This is a genomic window from Bacteroides faecis, assembly GCF_020091505.1.
Lineage (GTDB): Bacteria > Bacteroidota > Bacteroidia > Bacteroidales > Bacteroidaceae > Bacteroides > Bacteroides faecis.
This window is the reverse complement of the sequence record NZ_CP081916.1, coordinates 2288622-2306752: the sequence shown is the minus strand read 5'-3', so window position 1 is coordinate 2306752 and position 18131 is coordinate 2288622. Positions and strand designations below refer to the sequence as shown.

Genomic DNA, 18131 nt, shown 5'->3' with positions numbered 1-18131 from the left:
ACGTCAAAAATGTCCATTTTTGATGCAATAACTGATAAATTAAGAGTTTCGTTTTGGAATAAAGCGGAAAAGGTCGTACTTTTGGCACGGTTTACAACTAATACCCTCTGGGGAAACACAGTAATTTATCATTAAAAACAGAGAAAAAATAGAACAGAATGGAAGAAGTATTCAAGTACATTATCGGTCTGGGAGCGGCAGTGATGATGCCGATCATTTTCACAATCTTAGGAGTATGTATCGGTATTAAACTCCCTAAAGCACTTAAAAGTGGCTTATTGGTGGGAGTCGGTTTCGTTGGTTTATCTGTAGTCACAGCCCTGTTGACCAGTAGTCTTGGTCCGGCTTTAAGTAAAATGGTAGAAATCTACGGATTGGAGCTAGGTATTTTCGACATGGGATGGCCTTCTGCGGCAGCGGTAGCCTATAACACCTCAGTCGGAGCCTTCATCATCCCTGTCTGTCTGGGAGTCAACCTGTTGATGCTACTGACCAAAACCACCCGTACTGTAAATATTGACCTCTGGAACTACTGGCATTTCGCATTTATCGGAGCTATCGTATACTTCGCTTCCGATAGTATTTTCTGGGGATTTTTCGCTGCTATCATTTGCTATATTATAACGTTGGTAATGGCAGATATGACTGCCCCTGCCTTCCAGAAGTTCTATGATAAGATGGACGGTATCTCTATCCCGCAACCTTTCTGCCAGAGCTTTGTTCCGTTTGCTATTGTTATCAACAAACTTTTAGATAAAATTCCGGGATTCGACAAACTGAATATTGACTCTGAAGGAATGAAAAAGAAATTCGGCCTGATGGGCGAACCGCTGTTTTTGGGTATCGTAATTGGTTGCGGTATCGGAGCTTTGGGCTGTGCCAGCTGGAAAGAAGTTTTGGACAGTATTCCGGGTATCCTTGGACTGGGTATTAAAATGGGAGCAGTAATGGAATTGATTCCACGTATTACCAGCCTTTTCATCGAGGGTTTGAAACCGATCTCCGATGCTACCCGCGAACTGATCGCTAAAAAATATAAGAATAATACAGGTTTGAGCATTGGTATGAGTCCTGCACTGGTTATTGGACATCCGACAACCCTGGTTGTATCTCTGCTTTTGATCCCTGTTACTATTTTCCTTGCAGTCATTCTTCCGGGCAACCGTTTCTTGCCTCTGGCCTCTTTGGCGGGTATGTTCTACTTATTCCCGATGATTCTGCCTATCACCAAAGGCAATGTAGTGAAATCATTCATCATCGGACTGGTAGCATTGATCGTAGGTCTGTACTTCGTTACAGAACTGGCCGGATTCTTCACAATGGCTGCCAAAGACGTATATGCCGCTACAGGTGACCCTACGGTAAATATCCCCGCCGGCTTTGAAGGCGGAGCGCTCGACTTCGCTTCCAGCCTCTTCTGCTGGGGTATCTTCCACCTGACTTACAGTCTGAAGATTATCGGTCCTGCCATACTTGTAGTACTTGCATTGGGCATGGCAATCTACAACCGTATCCGTATGACAAGAAATGATGCAAAAGATGCAGTAAACAATTAAGTAATCATATAATCCAAAATAAAGATTCGAAACATGAAAAAATTAGCAATTGCAATGATGTTGGGTATCGCAGCTATGTCTGCTTCTGCCCAGGTAAATTACAAGATGCAAGTGGCTTGCAATCCGCAAGACGTGAAAACGTATGATACAAACCGCCTGCGTAGCAGCTTCCTGATGGAAAAGGTAATGGTTCCTAACGAAATCAATGTTACTTATTCTATGTATGACCGCCTCATCTTTGGGGGTGCCGTACCTGTAACAAAAGAACTGGTACTGGAAACAATTGATCCTCTGAAAGCTAAATTTTTCCTGGAACGCCGCGAGCTGGGTGTTATCAACATTGGTGGCGAAGGTATCGTAACTGTTGACGGCAAAGAATATACACTGAATTTCAAAGATGCATTGTATGTAGGAAGAGGCAAGCAGAAAGTGACTTTCAAGAGCAAAGACTCCAGCAAACCTGCTAAATTCTACATCAACTCAGCTACCGCTCACAAAGAATACAAAACTCAGCTGATCACCATCGACGGTCGTAAAGGTTCTCTGAAAGCTAATTCATTCCCTGCAGGAAAGATGGAAGAAAGTAACGACCGCGTTATCAACCAGCTGATTGTTAATAATGTACTTGAAGAAGGTCCTTGCCAACTGCAAATGGGATTGACAGAACTGAAACCGGGCAGTGTATGGAACACCATGCCGGCACATACTCACACTCGCCGCGTAGAAGCATATTTCTACTTCAACGTACCGGAAGGCAATTCTATCTGCCACTTCATGGGCGAACCTCAGGAAGAACGTATCGTATGGATGCAGAATGAACAAGCTATCATGTCACCGGAATGGTCTATCCACGCAGCTGCCGGAACAAGCAACTATATGTTTATCTGGGGTATGGCTGGTGAAAATCTTGACTATGGCGACATGGATAAGATCAAATATACAGAAATGCGCTAATCATTGCGCAGTTTTTTAACACATATCAAGTGATCCGAAAAGCTTCATCCTTTCCTCAAAACAGGAAAAGGATGAAGCTTTCCGGATTTGTCATATTCTTCCCCCAAAGAGACCAAATGTTACGATAATACATTACTATGTACAAATTATATGTATAATGCAACGAATTATACATGATTTTGACCAATTATTACAAAAAAAAATCAGCTGAAATACCGACCTTTGTCAGCAAATCAAAATCTATTTAAATCCATTATCATGAATGCATTTCAAAAAACAGGCGAAAAAATGACAAACTACAGATGGACGATCTGTGCGATGCTATTTTTTGCTACTACAGTTAACTATCTCGACCGCCAGGTACTTTCGCTGACCTGGGATGAATTTATCAAACCGGAATTTCACTGGGATGAATCGCACTACGGTACTATCACTTCCGTATTTTCTATTGTTTACGCAATATGTATGTTGTTTGCCGGTCGCTTTGTGGACTGGATGGGAACGAAGAAAGGATTCCTTTGGGCTATTGGTGTATGGTCTGCCGGTGCCTGCCTTCACGCCGTTTGCGGTGTTGTTACAGAAGCTCAGGTAGGACTTCACAGTGCTGCCGAACTGGCCGGAGCTACCGGAGACGTTGTTGTGACAATCGCTACTGTCAGTATGTATTGTTTCCTGGCTGCACGCTGTATACTTGCTCTCGGAGAGGCCGGTAACTTCCCCGCTGCTATTAAAGTAACTGCCGAGTACTTCCCTAAGAAGGACCGTGCCTACGCTACTTCTATCTTTAACGCCGGTGCTTCTATCGGTGCTTTGATCGCTCCGTTGACAATTCCTATCCTTGCTAAGGCTTTTGGTTGGGAAATGGCATTTATCGTTATTGGTGGACTCGGCTTTATCTGGATGGGGTTCTGGGTATTTATGTATGATGCTCCTTCAAAGAGCAAATACGTAAACAAAGCCGAGCTTGAATATATCGAACAAGACCAGAATGAAGCCGGTGCCGGTCCGAAGACTGAAGAAAAAGACGAGAAAAAGATGAGATTCTGGCAATGTTTCAGTTACAAACAGACTTGGGCATTTGTCTTTGGCAAATTCATGACTGACGGGGTATGGTGGTTCTTCCTGTTCTGGACTCCGTCTTACCTGAATTCTCAATTTGGCATCAAAACATCTGATCCTCTGGGAATGGGACTGATCTTCACACTTTACGCAATCACCATGTTATCAATCTACGGTGGTAAGCTTCCTACTATCTTTATCAACAAGACTGGTATGAATCCTTATGCAGCGCGTATGAAAGCGATGCTGATTTTCGCATTCTTCCCGCTAGTAGTACTGCTGGCACAGCCTTTGGGAACATTCTCTCCCTGGTTCCCTGTTATCCTTATTGGTATCGGGGGAGCAGCTCACCAGTCCTGGTCAGCTAATATCTTCTCTACTGTCGGTGATATGTTCCCCAGAACAGCGATTGCAAGTATCACAGGTATTGGCGGTATGGCCGGCGGTATCGGCTCCATGATTCTACAGAAAGTAGCAGGTAACCTATTCGTATACGCTTCCGGAACAACGATGCTGGACGGTAAAGAAGTGGAAATGACAAAAGATCTGCTGGAACAAGGAGCACAATTTGTACATCCTGCCATGACATTCATGGGCTTCGAAGGCAAACCAGCCGGATACTTCGTCATCTTCTGCGTATGTGCAGTTGCTTACCTGATCGGTTGGGTAATCATGAAAGCACTGGTACCTAAGTACAAACCTATCGTATTGGATTAATCCCAATATAATAATATAGAATAAAAACAGGAGGACGACTCATACAAGTTTGTCCTCCTGTTTTTATTAACCAATTATTTATTCAAAAAAGCTCAAAAACAAAAAAGCCTCTTCTCACGAAGAAGGCTTTTTAGGTTTACTTATTCTTCATAGCCATTCTGCCTATTTTACAAAACATATTGTGCATTCAAACAATGAAGGATAGTAAACGTTAAGATGAAAAAAAGGGAAGTCTCACGACTTCCACAATTCTTCTAACCTTAAATCTAAATCTCTATGAAAAAAACGTATTGCAAAGATAGGGGTTTGTTCAACAAATAGGTGTTAATGAATTGCATAAAGAGAGAATAAAAATTAACGACTGCAAAAATTACGCAATAATCCGAAGGCTCTCTATTAATTTTAATAAACTTTTATAGAGTGGATTACGCTCAAGCAAAGCCGGCACACCTGTCAGAAGCATTTGTTTTCTTGCACGCGTCAGGGCGACGTTCAATTTCCGGTCAATCAGAATTCCATCTTCTTCTGTCAGATTAGAAAGGAATTTCAGTTGATACGGATAGTTCACACAGAATGAATAAATAATCACATCCCGCTCACTTCCCTGAAAGCGTTCTACGGTATCGATCAATATCTGATTCAGTGCAGGGATGTCAAGAGCCTCTATTTCTTTCTTGATTAAAGCGATCTGACTGCGATAGGGAGTAATGATTCCCAATGTACGGGAAGCATCAAAGGTCTCTGAATGTTCTTTATATACATCTGCAGCCAAACGGGCGGCTATCTGTGCTTCCGAACGGTTTGTCTTTGCGGAAGATCCCATCGGTTCGGGTTGCGAAGGGTAGAAAACCAGTCGGTCGATATGTTCGGAGTCTTCCAGTTGATGCGGAAGCCCGACAGGCAGCAGGCGGCCTTCATAGAAAGCACGGTTTGCAAACAGAGCAACTTTAGGATGCATACGCCCCTGACGGCAAAGCATATCGTAAAGATGATGGGCATCAGTATGCTGGCGGACTGTACGATACAGTCTTTCAAACAAAGAATCCTTCAGGTTCTTCAACCCGATAGCGGACAGGGATTCATCATAAATTTCCGATTGTTCAGAATTCTGCAAGACGACGGCAGGAAGTTGTTTATGATCGCCTATCAGAATAAATTTGTCAACAGCATCTTTCCCATTTTCTCCCCGGGCACAAAGAATGCCCAGTAGCTGCGGTTCCAGTATCTGAGTAGCCTCATCGACAATAGCCACATTGAAATGTTTCAATCTGAAAAGTTCCGGTTTGGCGGAGATAGACGCTACTGTACCTACCAATATACGACAGCGGTTGATACGTTCGTAAACCTCGCTACGACGCATACAGGCAGCCAGTTCATTTTCTATCAGATGCCCCCGATAGCTCTCGTCGCACGAAAGTTCGCTTCCTACACGAATAAAATCGACTTCCGGACGAATGGAGGAAAGGGCTTTGCAAATTTCATCAACCGCACGGTTGGTATACGAAAGCAATAAAATCTGTGCATTTTCATCCTCGTAAAAGGTTTCAACCATCTTTTTCAGTGCACAGGATGTTTTACCGGTTCCCGGGGGGCCTACCAACAGGAAGTAATCTTTTGCAGCTTTGGCTTTCAAGGCAATACGGAGAAAATCATTAGCAGCTTCGGCTATCTGCGCATTCAATGTCTCATCAAACTGTGGTTCCCGCTGAGAAAGCAGCAAGTCACGACGTTCTTTGGTAGCAGACATAAAAGCATAGAGCCCTTGATACATGCTGCGGAAAGTAGTATCCATCGCATCGTGTTCGATAGCGTAAAGACTATCAGACGGAAGAACTGAAGAGTTCTGCTGTGTAGCACGAAGGCGGATACAGATTTCATTCTCATTCAGAAAGTCGATATTCCCTTTAAATACCATCTTATTAGTAACGTTGTCCGCATCCGAATTCCGTTCATAAAGTACGATAGCATCACCTTGACGAAAGTTGGGAAGAACGTTTGACGCATCTTCTGCCGGCATTCCCGGAGGTGCCGACGGTACCAGCAGTAAATGGGCTTTATGCTCATCAGCCGCGTGATTCTCTTTAATTCTTAAATCATAGATAATCTCTCCCGATTCACATTTCTCCGCTAAAGTGGAAAGCCATAGAGAAGCTGCTCCTGTACGCCCTTCATAATCCACATCACCGGATTTGGATGTATAAAGCTCCTTTGTTATAAAATTATAGAGGGCATAGAAATAGCTTTTTTCCAAAGAAGAAAGAGAACTCAGTTTCTCTTGAAAGTTATCAATGGAAGGGCGCAGATACGTTTCCCAGAAACGTCCGGACAGCCCTCGCTCATTTAATACGGAAGCCTTGATTTCTTCCAGCTTCTGTGCCGTGTATTCAAGACTGTTCCGCAACTGGACACCATATTCGTCCGCCACAATCCGGTTGCGCAAATCGATCACCCGACGGACCATTGCCCACGAAGGACGGGAAGGATAGAGCAATGGATAGCGGGTATAGAGCAGATAGGCTTTCACCTTCCGGTGATCCATCCCCATTGAGTATTGCAGAACAGCCTGATAAAGCAACATCTGCACTTTATTATTCTCTTTCGGCTCTATTTTTCCACGAATCGCATATTCGTCAGCTTTACCCGATTTCATTTCGATGAAGGAAGACATATCGCGTTGCATATAGTCGAGTCGTCCTTGCAGACCGAGTGCTTCGCATATATAAGAAGGTTCGAGCACGGCATCCGTTTTATCCAGTTCATAGCCGGCTGCATGAAAGGTGTCATTCACCGTCTCACGAATATGATCGAAATGAAGTTTGCAGTCATCAAAGAACTGCCGCTCCTTCTCCCGGTCACGCAGATCGGCACAAGCCGCCAGCTCAATAGGATAACGGCGGAAAGCTTTCCGCATACATTTCAGATAGTCGACCTCTCCCTCTGCATGTATCCACTCATCGAGGAAAAGGTTGGCTATATTTCCTAAAAGTAATGGACGTGCATTCTCTATCGGCTGTAGGCGGGAAAGGAAATAGTTTGCCGGATGATGTCCATAATCCCGATAACATTCTGCCAATGAACTGATATCAATCAGGTAGTCCGGTTCAAGGACAATGAACGAAGGGGTGAGAAAGCCAGCTTCGTCAACAGAGACATCCAGCAAGTTGAGTTGTGCATGACGCCAAAGTAACCGGCAAGTCTCCGCAAATTCTTCATTTATCTGAGGAATATTATAACGAACGCGCAACGGTTCATCCGCTATTTCATCCAAAGGGGTCACATACAGATACTGCTCATCGGAATACTGAAAACAGACACGCATCCGCTGGACGCGCTTGTGTGCCGGAGGAGCCACGATATAAGTGGCATCCGTTCGGGGAAGCAGCTGATACAGTTCCTGTGGAATATCTTCCTCAAAAAGTTTACGGATGAAGAAAGCCAATGTCTTCGCATCCCGCAGAAGATGTTCATGGGTAGGTTCCTGCTGTCGGTTCAGAATCGCATTGGAAGTCAGCCGGAAGGTATGTAGCCTGTTCTGTTCTGCCGCAGAAAGCCCCACTTTAGCCGCTACAAAACTAATTCGTGCGGAAAGATCGGTCATCTGCAAAATCCCATTGTGCATATGTAAGCGACAAAGCCTTTCGAGCAAATCGCGCATCTGTTTGTAACCGACTGTCAGTTGCAAATGATCTGCTTTACAAACAGCTAAAAGGATTTCATAAGATTCTCTTCCTTCATTTTCCATACGACAAAGGTACATGATAAAAATTACATCTGAAGAATATCTTCTTCAGATGTAGAACAACGAACGATAAATAATTAGGTTTATCAGACTTTTGCCACGCCTTCTTCCTCTTCTTCTTCCAATTCAGGCACCTCTTTCTTATCCTTTATCATCAGAATACTCATTTCATAAAGCAGATAAAGCGGGATAGCTACCACACTCAGTGTGAACGGGTCGCCAGTCGGAGTGATAATAGCCGCAGCGATTACGATGATGACAACTGCATGACGGCGATATTTGCGCAGGAAAGACTTATTGACTACTCCCAGCAAAGACAACAACCAAGTCACCAAAGGAAGTTCAAAAGCCAACCCCATACAGAGAATCAGCATCATAAAGTTATCGATATACGAATTGAGCGACAGAATATTCTCGACTTCCGAACTCAACTGATAGGTAGAAAGGAAACGGAGCGTCAACGGATATACCATAAAGTACCCCATAAGCACACCGATAAAGAACATACCGGTTCCTATGGTCAATGCTTTCCTCACTCCTTTCCGTTCATTCGGATAAAGGGCCGGATTGATAAAACGCCAGACCTCAAAGAAGATATAAGGCATAGCTGTCACTACCGACATCCAGAAGGCTGTCGACATATGTATAAAGAAAGGAGCTGCCAAATTGATATTGACAAGCGTCACCTTAAACTCCTGCGTAAAGAATTCATCAGTCAAATCGAATTTCTGACCGATATAGCGTAGTAAGTCGTAAAATACAAAATCATTATGGCAAGGCGCCAGTATTATATGGTCGAACAAATAGGGCATCGCTATGAAATAGCCGATTGCCAATACAAACCATACCCCGATAACACGAAAAAGTACCCGACGCAACTCATCCAAATGATCCCAGAAGGTCATTTCTGCCATTGCTTATTATTTCTTAGCTGAATCTGCCGGTGCGTCGATTTCGTCTTTTGCCTTATTGATTTCTTCTTTTGCCTCGTTCACGCCATCTTTAAAGCTCTTTACTCCTTTTCCTAATCCACGCATCAATTCGGGGATTTTCTTACCACCAAAAAGGAGAAGAATAACAAGAGCAATAATGATCCATTCAGAGCCACTAGGCAAAAAGCCTAATAATAATAAGTTTGTCATATGTTTATTTATTATAGAGGTTTATTAGTTGGTGCAAAGATAATTATTTTAATGGATAATGGACAATGGATAATGGATAATTTGCTATGCAGATGATTGTGCAACTCGTTTTTTATTCATTATCCAATCCATTGTCCATTATCCATTAAAGAAAGTAGACTCGTTTTACCCGGTTCGAAATACTGGTCAGCACTTCGTAAGGAATAGTATCCAGTTTATCCGAAAGAGTGGTTATCGGCAGGTCATCACCAAAAATGATAGCCTTGTCGCCTTCTCTGCAATCGATATCTGTCACATCAATCATACAGACATCCATACAGATGTTTCCGACATAAGGGGCTTTCTTGCCATTCACCAGACAATAGGCATTGCCACGTCCCAGATGACGATTCAAGCCATCGGCGTAACCGATAGGAATAGCTGCAATGCGGGAAGGGCGTGCCAGATGCCCCATCCGGCTATAACCTACCGTATCTTCTTCGGGTACATCCCGAATCTGAAGGATTGTCGTTTTCAGCGTACTTACATTATTGATAATCGAATTGTCGATCGGACTTACTCCATAAAGTCCTATTCCCAGGCGTACCATATCAAACTGTGCACCGGGGAAACGTTCAATGCCGGCAGTATTGCAGATATGACGCAGAATCTTGTGAGAGAAGGCTTCCTGCAATTCCTGAGAACCTTTCTCGAACAGCTCAATCTGTTGACGGGTAAAGAAGTCGAACTGCGCCGAATCACTTCCCACAAAATGAGAGAACACCGACCGGGGAATAACTGCATTCTGACTTTTCAAACGGCGAATCAACAAGGGAATTTCATCAATGGAAAATCCTAGACGATGCATACCCGTATCCAGTTTCACATGAATCGGGAAGTTGGTTATTCCTTCTTTTTCTGCTGCTTTAATCAGCGCGTCGAGCAAATGGAAATTATATACTTCCGGTTCGAGTTTATAATCAAACATCGTTTTGAACGATGTCAGCTCCGGGTCCATGATGATAATAGAAGAAGTGATACCTGCTTTACGAAGTTCGGAACCTTCATCGGCGACAGCTACAGCAAGGTAGTCGACATGGTGCTCCTGCAACGTTTTGGCTATCTCGTATGAACCGGCTCCGTAAGCTGCAGCTTTCACCATGCAGATTATTTTTGTCTCCGGATGACGGAGCATGGAACGATAATGATTCAAATTGGCAATCATCGCGCCCAAATTGACTTCCAGAATCGTTTCATGCACTTTCAGTTCCAGTTCTTCCGACACCAGATCAAAGTTAAACACACGGGAGCCTTTTATCAGGATAACTTCCGAATGCAGGGATTTGAAAAGACCTGATCTCAGCAACGCGTCCGTATCCGGAAAGAAATATCGTTCGGGCGTACCTTCAAAGCGGGCGGCACACGAAGAAATCTCCGCTCCTACACCAATCAGTTTGTTAATGCCCCGACTCTGAATCAGCTGTGCCACCCGACGGTAAAGCGTAGCTGTATTCTGTCCTGTCTCGAGAATATCCGATAAGATGAGTGTTCGTTTAAACCCTTTCTTCTCGGAACGGCGTACCAGAAAATCAAGCGCTATATCTAAGGAAGCCAGATCTGAATTGTAGCTGTCGTTAATCAGAACACAATTATTTTTACCTTCTTTTACTTCCAGACGCATGGCGATCGGTTCGAGCCGTGCCATTCGTTCGGTTATCTGGTCAGCAGGTGTCATCAGATAAAGACAAGCTGCCAGACAGTTCAACGCATTCTCGATGGAAGCATCGTCTATAAAAGGGATGCAGAAGATGTTATCCATATCCAGATAGCGGTAAGCGATCACCGTATGGTCTTCTTTTTTGGTCACTTTACTGATATAAAGCGGGCGTTCTATATCCTTGCAACTCCAGGCTATTTCACGTGCTGTCAACATCGACTTTGCCACGCAATTACTGATCAGCTCGTTATCTCCATTATAGATCACTACATCACAATCTTTAAAGAGGGTGAGTTTCTCCATACATTTCTCTTGCAATGAAAAGAAATTCTCCTGATGGGCACCACCTATATTGGTCAGAATACCGATAGTCGGTTTAATCATCCGCTTCAATGCTCCCATCTCTCCCATTTCGGAGATGCCGGCTTCGAAGATACCCAGTTCGGCTTCTTCATTCAGTTGCCAGACAGACAAGGGAACACCGATCTGCGAGTTGTAACTACGGGGCGAACGGACAATGCAGCGGTCCGGGCTTAATAATTGATGCAACCACTCTTTCACAATGGTCTTTCCATTACTACCCGTGATGCCGATTACCGGAATCTTAAAATTCTCCCGATGGGCCTCGGCCAGTTTTTGCAAAGCCTTCAATGGATTCGCTACAATTAAAAAGTTAAGATCACCTTCCAATTTCCACTCTCCGCTCTCCATTCTTTTAAAGTCCTTTTCCGTCACCACAAAATTACGCACTCCCCGGTCATACAGTTCGGGGATGTAACGTGCACCATTATTACGTTTGGTGGTTAGAGCAAAAAACAGGGTTTCTTCCGGAAAACTCAAAGAGCGGCTATCTGTAAGTAGCCAATCAATCGTCGCTTCGCACTCTCCTACACGGCGTGCACCGATATATTCGGCTATGGATTCAATCGTATATGACATAGTTCTTTTTCTTTTTGAAAGTCTAAGTACGGGTATTTTCCGTTAAGTCGTTCGATTTTTAACACTATTTGTCCTAAAAAGCGTTGATACGCTTCCGACTCCGGATGAAAAGGCTTGTGTGACAAGTCTCTGGATATATCTTCTACGGCAGTAATCAGCTGCTTTGTTTCAGCAGAGAAGAAGGTTTCCGAAAAACGTTCCCACAGATAACGGACAGTCATCGGTGACGGATGGAGCATATCATCGGCATAGAAACGATAATCACGGAGTTCATCCAACACAATCTCATAAGAAGGGAAATAGAATACATGTTCCGGAAACCGTTGTTGCAGGCGGTCGATTGCAAGCAACAGCGTCGATTTACTCAACTGGTTAGCATGCATCCCGTCTCGTATATGCCGGATAGGGCTAACCGTGAATAAGATCTTCAAGCCGGAGTTACGTGCAACGATACTGGTAATAAGCGAGGTATACTCGTTCACGATCTCATCGACTGAAAGAATCCGACGGTTGAAGTGACTTTCCGACAGTTTATGACAATTAGAGACTACTTGCCTTGTTTCTTTCTGCTCGTACACGTAAGCAGTACCGAAAGTCAGCATCAGCCAGTCGAGCTCATGAACAGAACGGTGAGCCTGCGACAGGCGAGCGTTTATCTTTTGAAGAACTCCCTCCGGAGATGACGCGGAAAATGAACCATGATGCATCGGACTATGCCAGCACTCCTTATACAGGAATAAATCTTTCTCCTGATATACCTTTCCCTTCAATATCTCCACTAAAGCGGCAGAGACAGACAGCGGATTATAGAGAATCCCGAAAGGGTTCATGTCAACACGGAACTTATTTTCAGCCAACAGCGAGCCTATGTTTTCAGCAAAACAAGAGCCCATCAGAAGAATCCGTTCTGAATGACTGATAAGCGGTGAACCCGTCGGCAGTTCTACCTTTGTTTGAAAATCCATATATTCTCCTTCTTTCGATTGTTTCTATAGAGCAAAAGTACGACAAAGATAAGATATTCCATTTTATCTTCAGCACACAAATAATGATATTCTCTACTCAAACACCCTAAAGCCACTTTGCTACGACGTCAGCCATTAATTGGAAAGTTACCTTCCATGCAAGGAAAAGAATCACTCGACTTAAGGAAAAAGTGTCTTCACCCGTTAGAAATCTATAAACGCAACTTGCAATTATAAAAACGAAGCTTGCGTTTATATAATCAAAACTTGCAATTACAAAAACAAAGCTTGCAATTAGACTTTGGAATGGGAGGAAAATAACTTATCTTCCTGCGAAGTAGAAGTTTGCTATAAAGGATAAACAAGTTAAGTCCACATACTTCATACGAACAAGCCGGTTTAAAAAGCTGTGAACGACGGGATTCCTTCCGACAGCTTAGCTTTAACAATAAGAATTTAAGCAAAAAGAAAGGGCTTCCGCTTTCTTTTTCGTATTTTTGCACCAAATTTTCTCGAATCATGAAGAATGAACCGATATATAACTTGCTAAACTCAATCAATAGCCCTGATGATCTGCGCCGTCTGGAAGTAGACCAACTGCCGGAAGTATGCGATGAATTAAGGCAAGACATTATTAAAGAACTCTCCTGTAACCCGGGGCACTTCGCTGCCAGCCTCGGTACTGTGGAACTGACTGTAGCCCTGCACTACGTCTACAATACACCTTATGACCGTATTGTATGGGACGTAGGACATCAGGCATACGGCCACAAAATTCTCACAGGACGGCGTGAAGCATTTTCCACTAACCGGAAACTGGGAGGCATTCGTCCTTTCCCTTCTCCTGAAGAGAGCGAATACGATACCTTCACCTGCGGACACGCTTCTAATTCCATCTCTGCCGCCCTCGGCATGGCTGTTGCCGCTGCCAGAAAGGGAGACGACCAACGCCATGTGATAGCCATTATCGGAGATGGTTCGATGAGTGGAGGACTGGCTTTTGAGGGACTGAACAATTCTTCAACTACCCCGAACAACCTGCTTATCATACTGAATGATAATGATATGGCCATTGACCGTAGTGTCGGTGGAATGAAACAATACCTGTTCAACCTGACAACTTCGAACCGCTACAACCAACTGCGTTTCAAGGCTTCCCGACTGCTATTCAAGCTCGGTATCCTGAACGACGAACGCCGCAAAGCACTTATCCGTTTCGGCAATAGTCTGAAATCAATGGCTGCCCAACAACAGAATATATTCGAAGGGATGAACATCCGCTACTTCGGTCCTATCGACGGACACGACATAAAGAATCTTTCACGAGTATTGCGCGACATTAAAGACTTGAAAGGTCCCAAAATACTGCATCTCCACACGATTAAAGGAAAAGGATTCGCCCCTGCCGAAAAACACGCTACCGAATGGCACGCTCCCGGCAAATTCGACCCTATCACCGGAGAACGTTTTATAGCTAATACGGAAGGAATGCCTCCCCTGTTTCAAGACGTCTTCGGAAATACATTAGTGGAATTGGCAGAATCGAATCCGAAAATTGTAGGTGTAACACCCGCCATGCCTTCCGGTTGTTCGATGAACATTCTTATGTCTAAGATGCCTAAACGGGCTTTCGACGTAGGTATTGCCGAAGGCCACGCCGTCACTTTCTCCGGAGGAATGGCGAAGGATGGTTTGCTCCCCTTCTGCAACATCTATTCATCGTTTATGCAACGGGCTTATGACAATATTATCCATGATGTAGCTATTCAGAACCTTCCTGTAGTTCTCTGCCTCGACCGTGCGGGCCTGGTAGGAGAAGATGGTCCGACGCATCATGGTGCGTTCGACATGGCTTATCTGCGCCCGATACCTAATCTGACCATCGCCTCCCCCATGGATGAGCATGAATTACGGCGACTGATGTACACGGCACAGCTGCCGGACAAAGGTCCGTTCGTACTCCGCTACCCACGTGGCCGCGGTGTGTTGGTCGACTGGAAATGCCCGCTCGAAGAAATTCCCGTAGGCAAAGGACGAAAATTGAAAGATGGAAAGGATGTGGCTGTCATCAGCATAGGTCCTATCGGAAATAAAGCAGCCAATGCCATCGCCCGTGCCGAAGCAGAATCAGGAAAAAGCATCGCCCACTATGACCTGAGATTCCTCAAACCACTGGATGAGGAACTGCTGCATGAAGCAGGCCGAAAATTCCGTCACATCGTCACCATAGAAGACGGAACGATTCAGGGAGGAATGGGAAGTGCCGTACTCGAATTTATGGCCGACCATGCATATACCCCGACCATCAAACGCATCGGAATTCCGGATAAATTCGTGCAACACGGTACGATACCCGAGCTATATCAGCTCTGCGGAATGGATGAAGACAGTATAACAAAGGAACTGCTGAAACAATGTGAGCTTCTGCCCAGCATGAGCAAAATAAAAGAATTAACGAACTGAAAATGAAGATTATTATCGCAGGTGCCGGCAATGTAGGCACCCACCTGGCTAAATTATTGTCACGGGAAAAACAGGACATTATCCTGATGGACGATGACGAAGAAAAACTAAGTGCTCTTAGCGCCAACTTCGATTTGCTGACAGTCACAGCTTCTCCTTCTTCCATCTCGGGACTGAAAGAGGTAGGTGTGAAAGAGGCGGATTTGTTCATCGCAGTCACTCCCAACGAAAGCCAGAATATGACTGCCTGTATGCTAGCCACGAATTTGGGAGCTAAAAAGACGGTCGCCCGCATCGACAATTACGAATATCTTCTACCCAAAAACAAGGAATTTTTCCAAAAGTTGGGTGTACATTCGCTGATTTATCCGGAAATGCTGGCTGCCAAGGAAATCGTATCTTCCATGCGCATGAGCTGGGTACGTCAATGGTGGGAGTTCTGTGGAGGTGCCTTGATACTGATCGGTACCAAGATGCGCGAAAAAGCAGAAATATTGAATATTCCTCTTCATGAACTGGGTGCACCCGATATTCCCTACCACGTGGTAGCCATCAAACGAGGTACGGAAACCATCATTCCACGCGGAGATGATGTTATCAAACTACATGATATTGTTTATTTCACTACTACACGAAAATATATTCCTTATATCCGAAAAATAGCCGGTAAAGAGGACTATGCCGATGTACGCAACGTTATGATCATGGGCGGAAGCCGTATTGCTGTCCGTACCGCCCAGTACGTGCCGGATTATATGCAAGTGAAAATCGTAGATAATGATATCAACCGCTGCAACCGACTGACTGAATTATTGGACGATAAAACAATGATAATCAACGGGGATGGCCGGGACATGGACCTTCTCATCGAAGAAGGATTAAAAAATACCGAAGCATTTGTCGCTTTAACGGACAATTCGGAAACGAATATCCTCGCCTGCCTCGCCGCCAAACGAATGGGAGTGGAAAAGACGGTAGCGGAAGTAGAGAACATCGATTATATCGGCATGGCAGAAAGCCTTGATATCGGCACCGTCATCAATAAAAAGATGATTGCTGCCAGCCATATTTATCAGATGATGCTGGATGCCGATGTATCCAATGTGAAGTGTCTGACATTCGCCAATGCCGATGTAGCAGAGTTTACCGTGCCCGCCGGAGCAAAGATTACCAGAAATTTAATCAAGGACTTGGGATTGCCTAAAGGAACGACCATCGGAGGAATGATCCGTAATGGCGAAGGAGTGCTCGTAACGGGAGATACGCTGATTCGTCCCGGAGATCATGTTGTTGTATTCTGTCTGAGTATGATGATCAAGAAAATTGAAAAGTTCTTTAATTAGCAAGTATTAGGTGTTAAGTATCAGGTATTAAGTATTAGGTACTAACCGTAGCCGCTTATACTTGGCGCATAATACTTAATACCTAAAACAGACTGTTTATGATTAATTCGAAGATGATATATCGCATCATGGGGTTTCTGTTACTGATAGAAACAGCTATGTTAATGTGTTGTGGTGGCGTTTCACTATTCTATAAGGAAGACGACTTAAATAGTTTCCTGCTTTCATCAGCTATCACAGCCTTCGTAGGGGTGATTATGCTCGCTATCGGAAGAGGGGCTGAGAAATCACTCAACCGCCGCGACGGATATGTTATTGTCAGTGTAGCCTGGATCACATTCTCTCTTTTTGGAATGTTGCCTTATTATATAGGTGGTTATATTCCAAATGTTACTGATGCCTTCTTCGAGACTATGTCCGGATTTAGCAGTACAGGTGCCACCATCATGAACAATATAGAATCAATGCCTCACGGCATCCTCTTCTGGCGGGCAATGACACAATGGATAGGTGGTTTGGGAATTGTGTTCTTTACGATTGCTGTTCTTCCGATTTTTGGTATGGGAGGTATCCAGGTATTTGCAGCCGAAGCCAGCGGTCCTACTCACGACAAAGTACACCCACGTATCGGAGTTACTGCCAAATGGATCTGGGGAATCTATGCCGGAATGACCGGAACACTGATTATCTTACTGGTATTTGGAGGGATGGGGCTTTTCGACAGCATCTGCCATGCTTTTACTACTACCAGTACTGGCGGATTCTCTACTAAACAAACAAGCATTGAATATTATCACTCGCCTTACATAGATTATGTGATATCTATTTTCATGTTTCTATCGGGAGTCAATTTCACTTTATTATTGTTGATGTTCAACGGAAAAATAAAGAAGTTCATTCATGATGCCGAACTGAAGTTCTATTTCATATCTGTTGCTTTTTTCACAATTTTCATTGCTGTCTGGCTTTATCAGACCAGTTCGATGGGAGCAGAAGAGGCATTCCGAAAGTCTCTGTTTCAAGTTATATCACTGCAGACTTCCACCGGTTTTGCTACTGCTGACTATATGCTCTGGCCTTCTATTCTTTGGGGCTGTCTTCTTATCGTTATGATAATAGGGGCTTGTGCAGGTAGTACGACAGGCGGTATCAAATGTATCCGCATGGTCATTCTCTTCAAGGTTGCCAAGAATGAGTTTAAACATATTCTGCACCCCAATGCTGTATTACCCGTACGAGTGAATAAACAGGTTATCTCCCCTTCTATCCAGTCCACCGTACTGGCTTTCACATTCTTATATGCAGTTATCGCTATTGTCAGCATACTTATTATGATGGGATTCGGAGTAGGATTCCTTGAATCAATCGGAACAGTCATATCAAGCATCGGTAACATGGGACCGGGACTCGGCACGTGTGGCCCAGCCTTCTCGTGGAGTGAATTGCCTGATGCAGCCAAATGGCTACTCTCCTTTCTGATGCTTCTCGGACGTCTGGAGCTATTTACGGTATTGCTGCTGTTCAGTTCCGACTTTTGGAAAAAGAATTAATTGAACAT

The 18131-nt window shown here is 44.2% G+C and carries 11 protein-coding genes; 6 read left to right on the top strand and 5 right to left on the bottom strand.

Annotation, left to right across the window (positions count from 1 at the left end):
• The first annotated feature begins 158 nt into the window (after positions 1 to 158).
• The 3 genes from K6V30_RS08970 (at position 159) to K6V30_RS08960 (ending at position 4286) form a co-directional block, all read left to right on the top strand.
• Entirely contained in the window at positions 159 to 1556 is a 1398-nt protein-coding gene (locus K6V30_RS08970; protein ID WP_010536695.1) for a PTS galactitol transporter subunit IIC, read from the top strand.
• Between the two features lie 33 nt (positions 1557 to 1589).
• Complete coding sequence (gene kduI / locus K6V30_RS08965; protein WP_055268599.1) at positions 1590 to 2510, top strand: 5-dehydro-4-deoxy-D-glucuronate isomerase; 921 nt, start codon at positions 1590 to 1592, stop codon at positions 2508 to 2510.
• 258 nt (positions 2511 to 2768) lie between these two features.
• The gene (locus K6V30_RS08960; protein WP_029425304.1) at positions 2769 to 4286 is read left to right on the top strand and encodes an MFS transporter; all 1518 of its coding nucleotides are present in this window, start codon (positions 2769 to 2771) and stop codon (positions 4284 to 4286) included.
• Positions 4287 to 4656: 370 nt separating this feature from the next.
• Here the strand turns inward: K6V30_RS08960 and K6V30_RS08955 are convergent, their stop codons facing one another.
• From K6V30_RS08955 to K6V30_RS08935, 5 genes are all read right to left on the bottom strand, one after another.
• The gene (locus K6V30_RS08955) at positions 4657 to 8028 is read right to left on the bottom strand and encodes an AAA domain-containing protein (protein ID WP_070101290.1); all 3372 of its coding nucleotides are present in this window, start codon (positions 8026 to 8028) and stop codon (positions 4657 to 4659) included.
• An 83-nt stretch (positions 8029 to 8111) separates the two neighbouring features.
• A complete protein-coding gene (gene tatC, locus K6V30_RS08950; protein WP_010536691.1) occupies positions 8112 to 8939 on the bottom strand; it encodes a twin-arginine translocase subunit TatC in 828 nt (275 codons plus the stop codon).
• Positions 8940 to 8945: 6 nt separating this feature from the next.
• Complete coding sequence (locus K6V30_RS08945; RefSeq protein WP_008760985.1) at positions 8946 to 9167, bottom strand: Sec-independent protein translocase subunit TatA/TatB; 222 nt, start codon at positions 9165 to 9167, stop codon at positions 8946 to 8948.
• A gap of 145 nt (positions 9168 to 9312) precedes the next feature.
• Positions 9313 to 11802 carry a bifunctional UDP-N-acetylmuramoyl-tripeptide:D-alanyl-D-alanine ligase/alanine racemase gene (locus tag K6V30_RS08940; protein WP_055268597.1) on the bottom strand — a complete coding sequence of 830 codons (2490 nt, stop codon included), beginning with the start codon at positions 11800 to 11802 and terminating at the stop codon, positions 9313 to 9315.
• Positions 11778 to 12767 (bottom strand): GSCFA domain-containing protein, encoded by a 990-nt coding sequence (locus K6V30_RS08935; RefSeq protein WP_055268596.1) that lies wholly within the window; start codon positions 12765 to 12767, stop codon positions 11778 to 11780. Before K6V30_RS08935 ends, K6V30_RS08940 begins: the two co-directional genes overlap by 25 nt.
• A gap of 519 nt (positions 12768 to 13286) precedes the next feature.
• Between K6V30_RS08935 and dxs the strand changes: the two genes are divergently transcribed.
• The 3 genes from dxs (at position 13287) to K6V30_RS08915 (ending at position 18123) form a co-directional block, all read left to right on the top strand.
• The gene (gene dxs / locus K6V30_RS08930) at positions 13287 to 15230 is read left to right on the top strand and encodes a 1-deoxy-D-xylulose-5-phosphate synthase (RefSeq protein ID WP_055268595.1); all 1944 of its coding nucleotides are present in this window, start codon (positions 13287 to 13289) and stop codon (positions 15228 to 15230) included.
• Between the two features lie 2 nt (positions 15231 to 15232).
• On the top strand, positions 15233 to 16573 hold the full coding sequence (gene trkA, locus K6V30_RS08925; RefSeq protein ID WP_010536687.1) for a Trk system potassium transporter TrkA: 1341 nt from the start codon (positions 15233 to 15235) through the stop codon (positions 16571 to 16573).
• 98 nt (positions 16574 to 16671) lie between these two features.
• Positions 16672 to 18123, top strand: a complete 1452-nt coding sequence (locus K6V30_RS08915) for a TrkH family potassium uptake protein (RefSeq protein WP_081030735.1) — start codon at positions 16672 to 16674, stop codon at positions 18121 to 18123.
• The last annotated feature ends 8 nt before the right edge of the window (positions 18124 to 18131 follow it).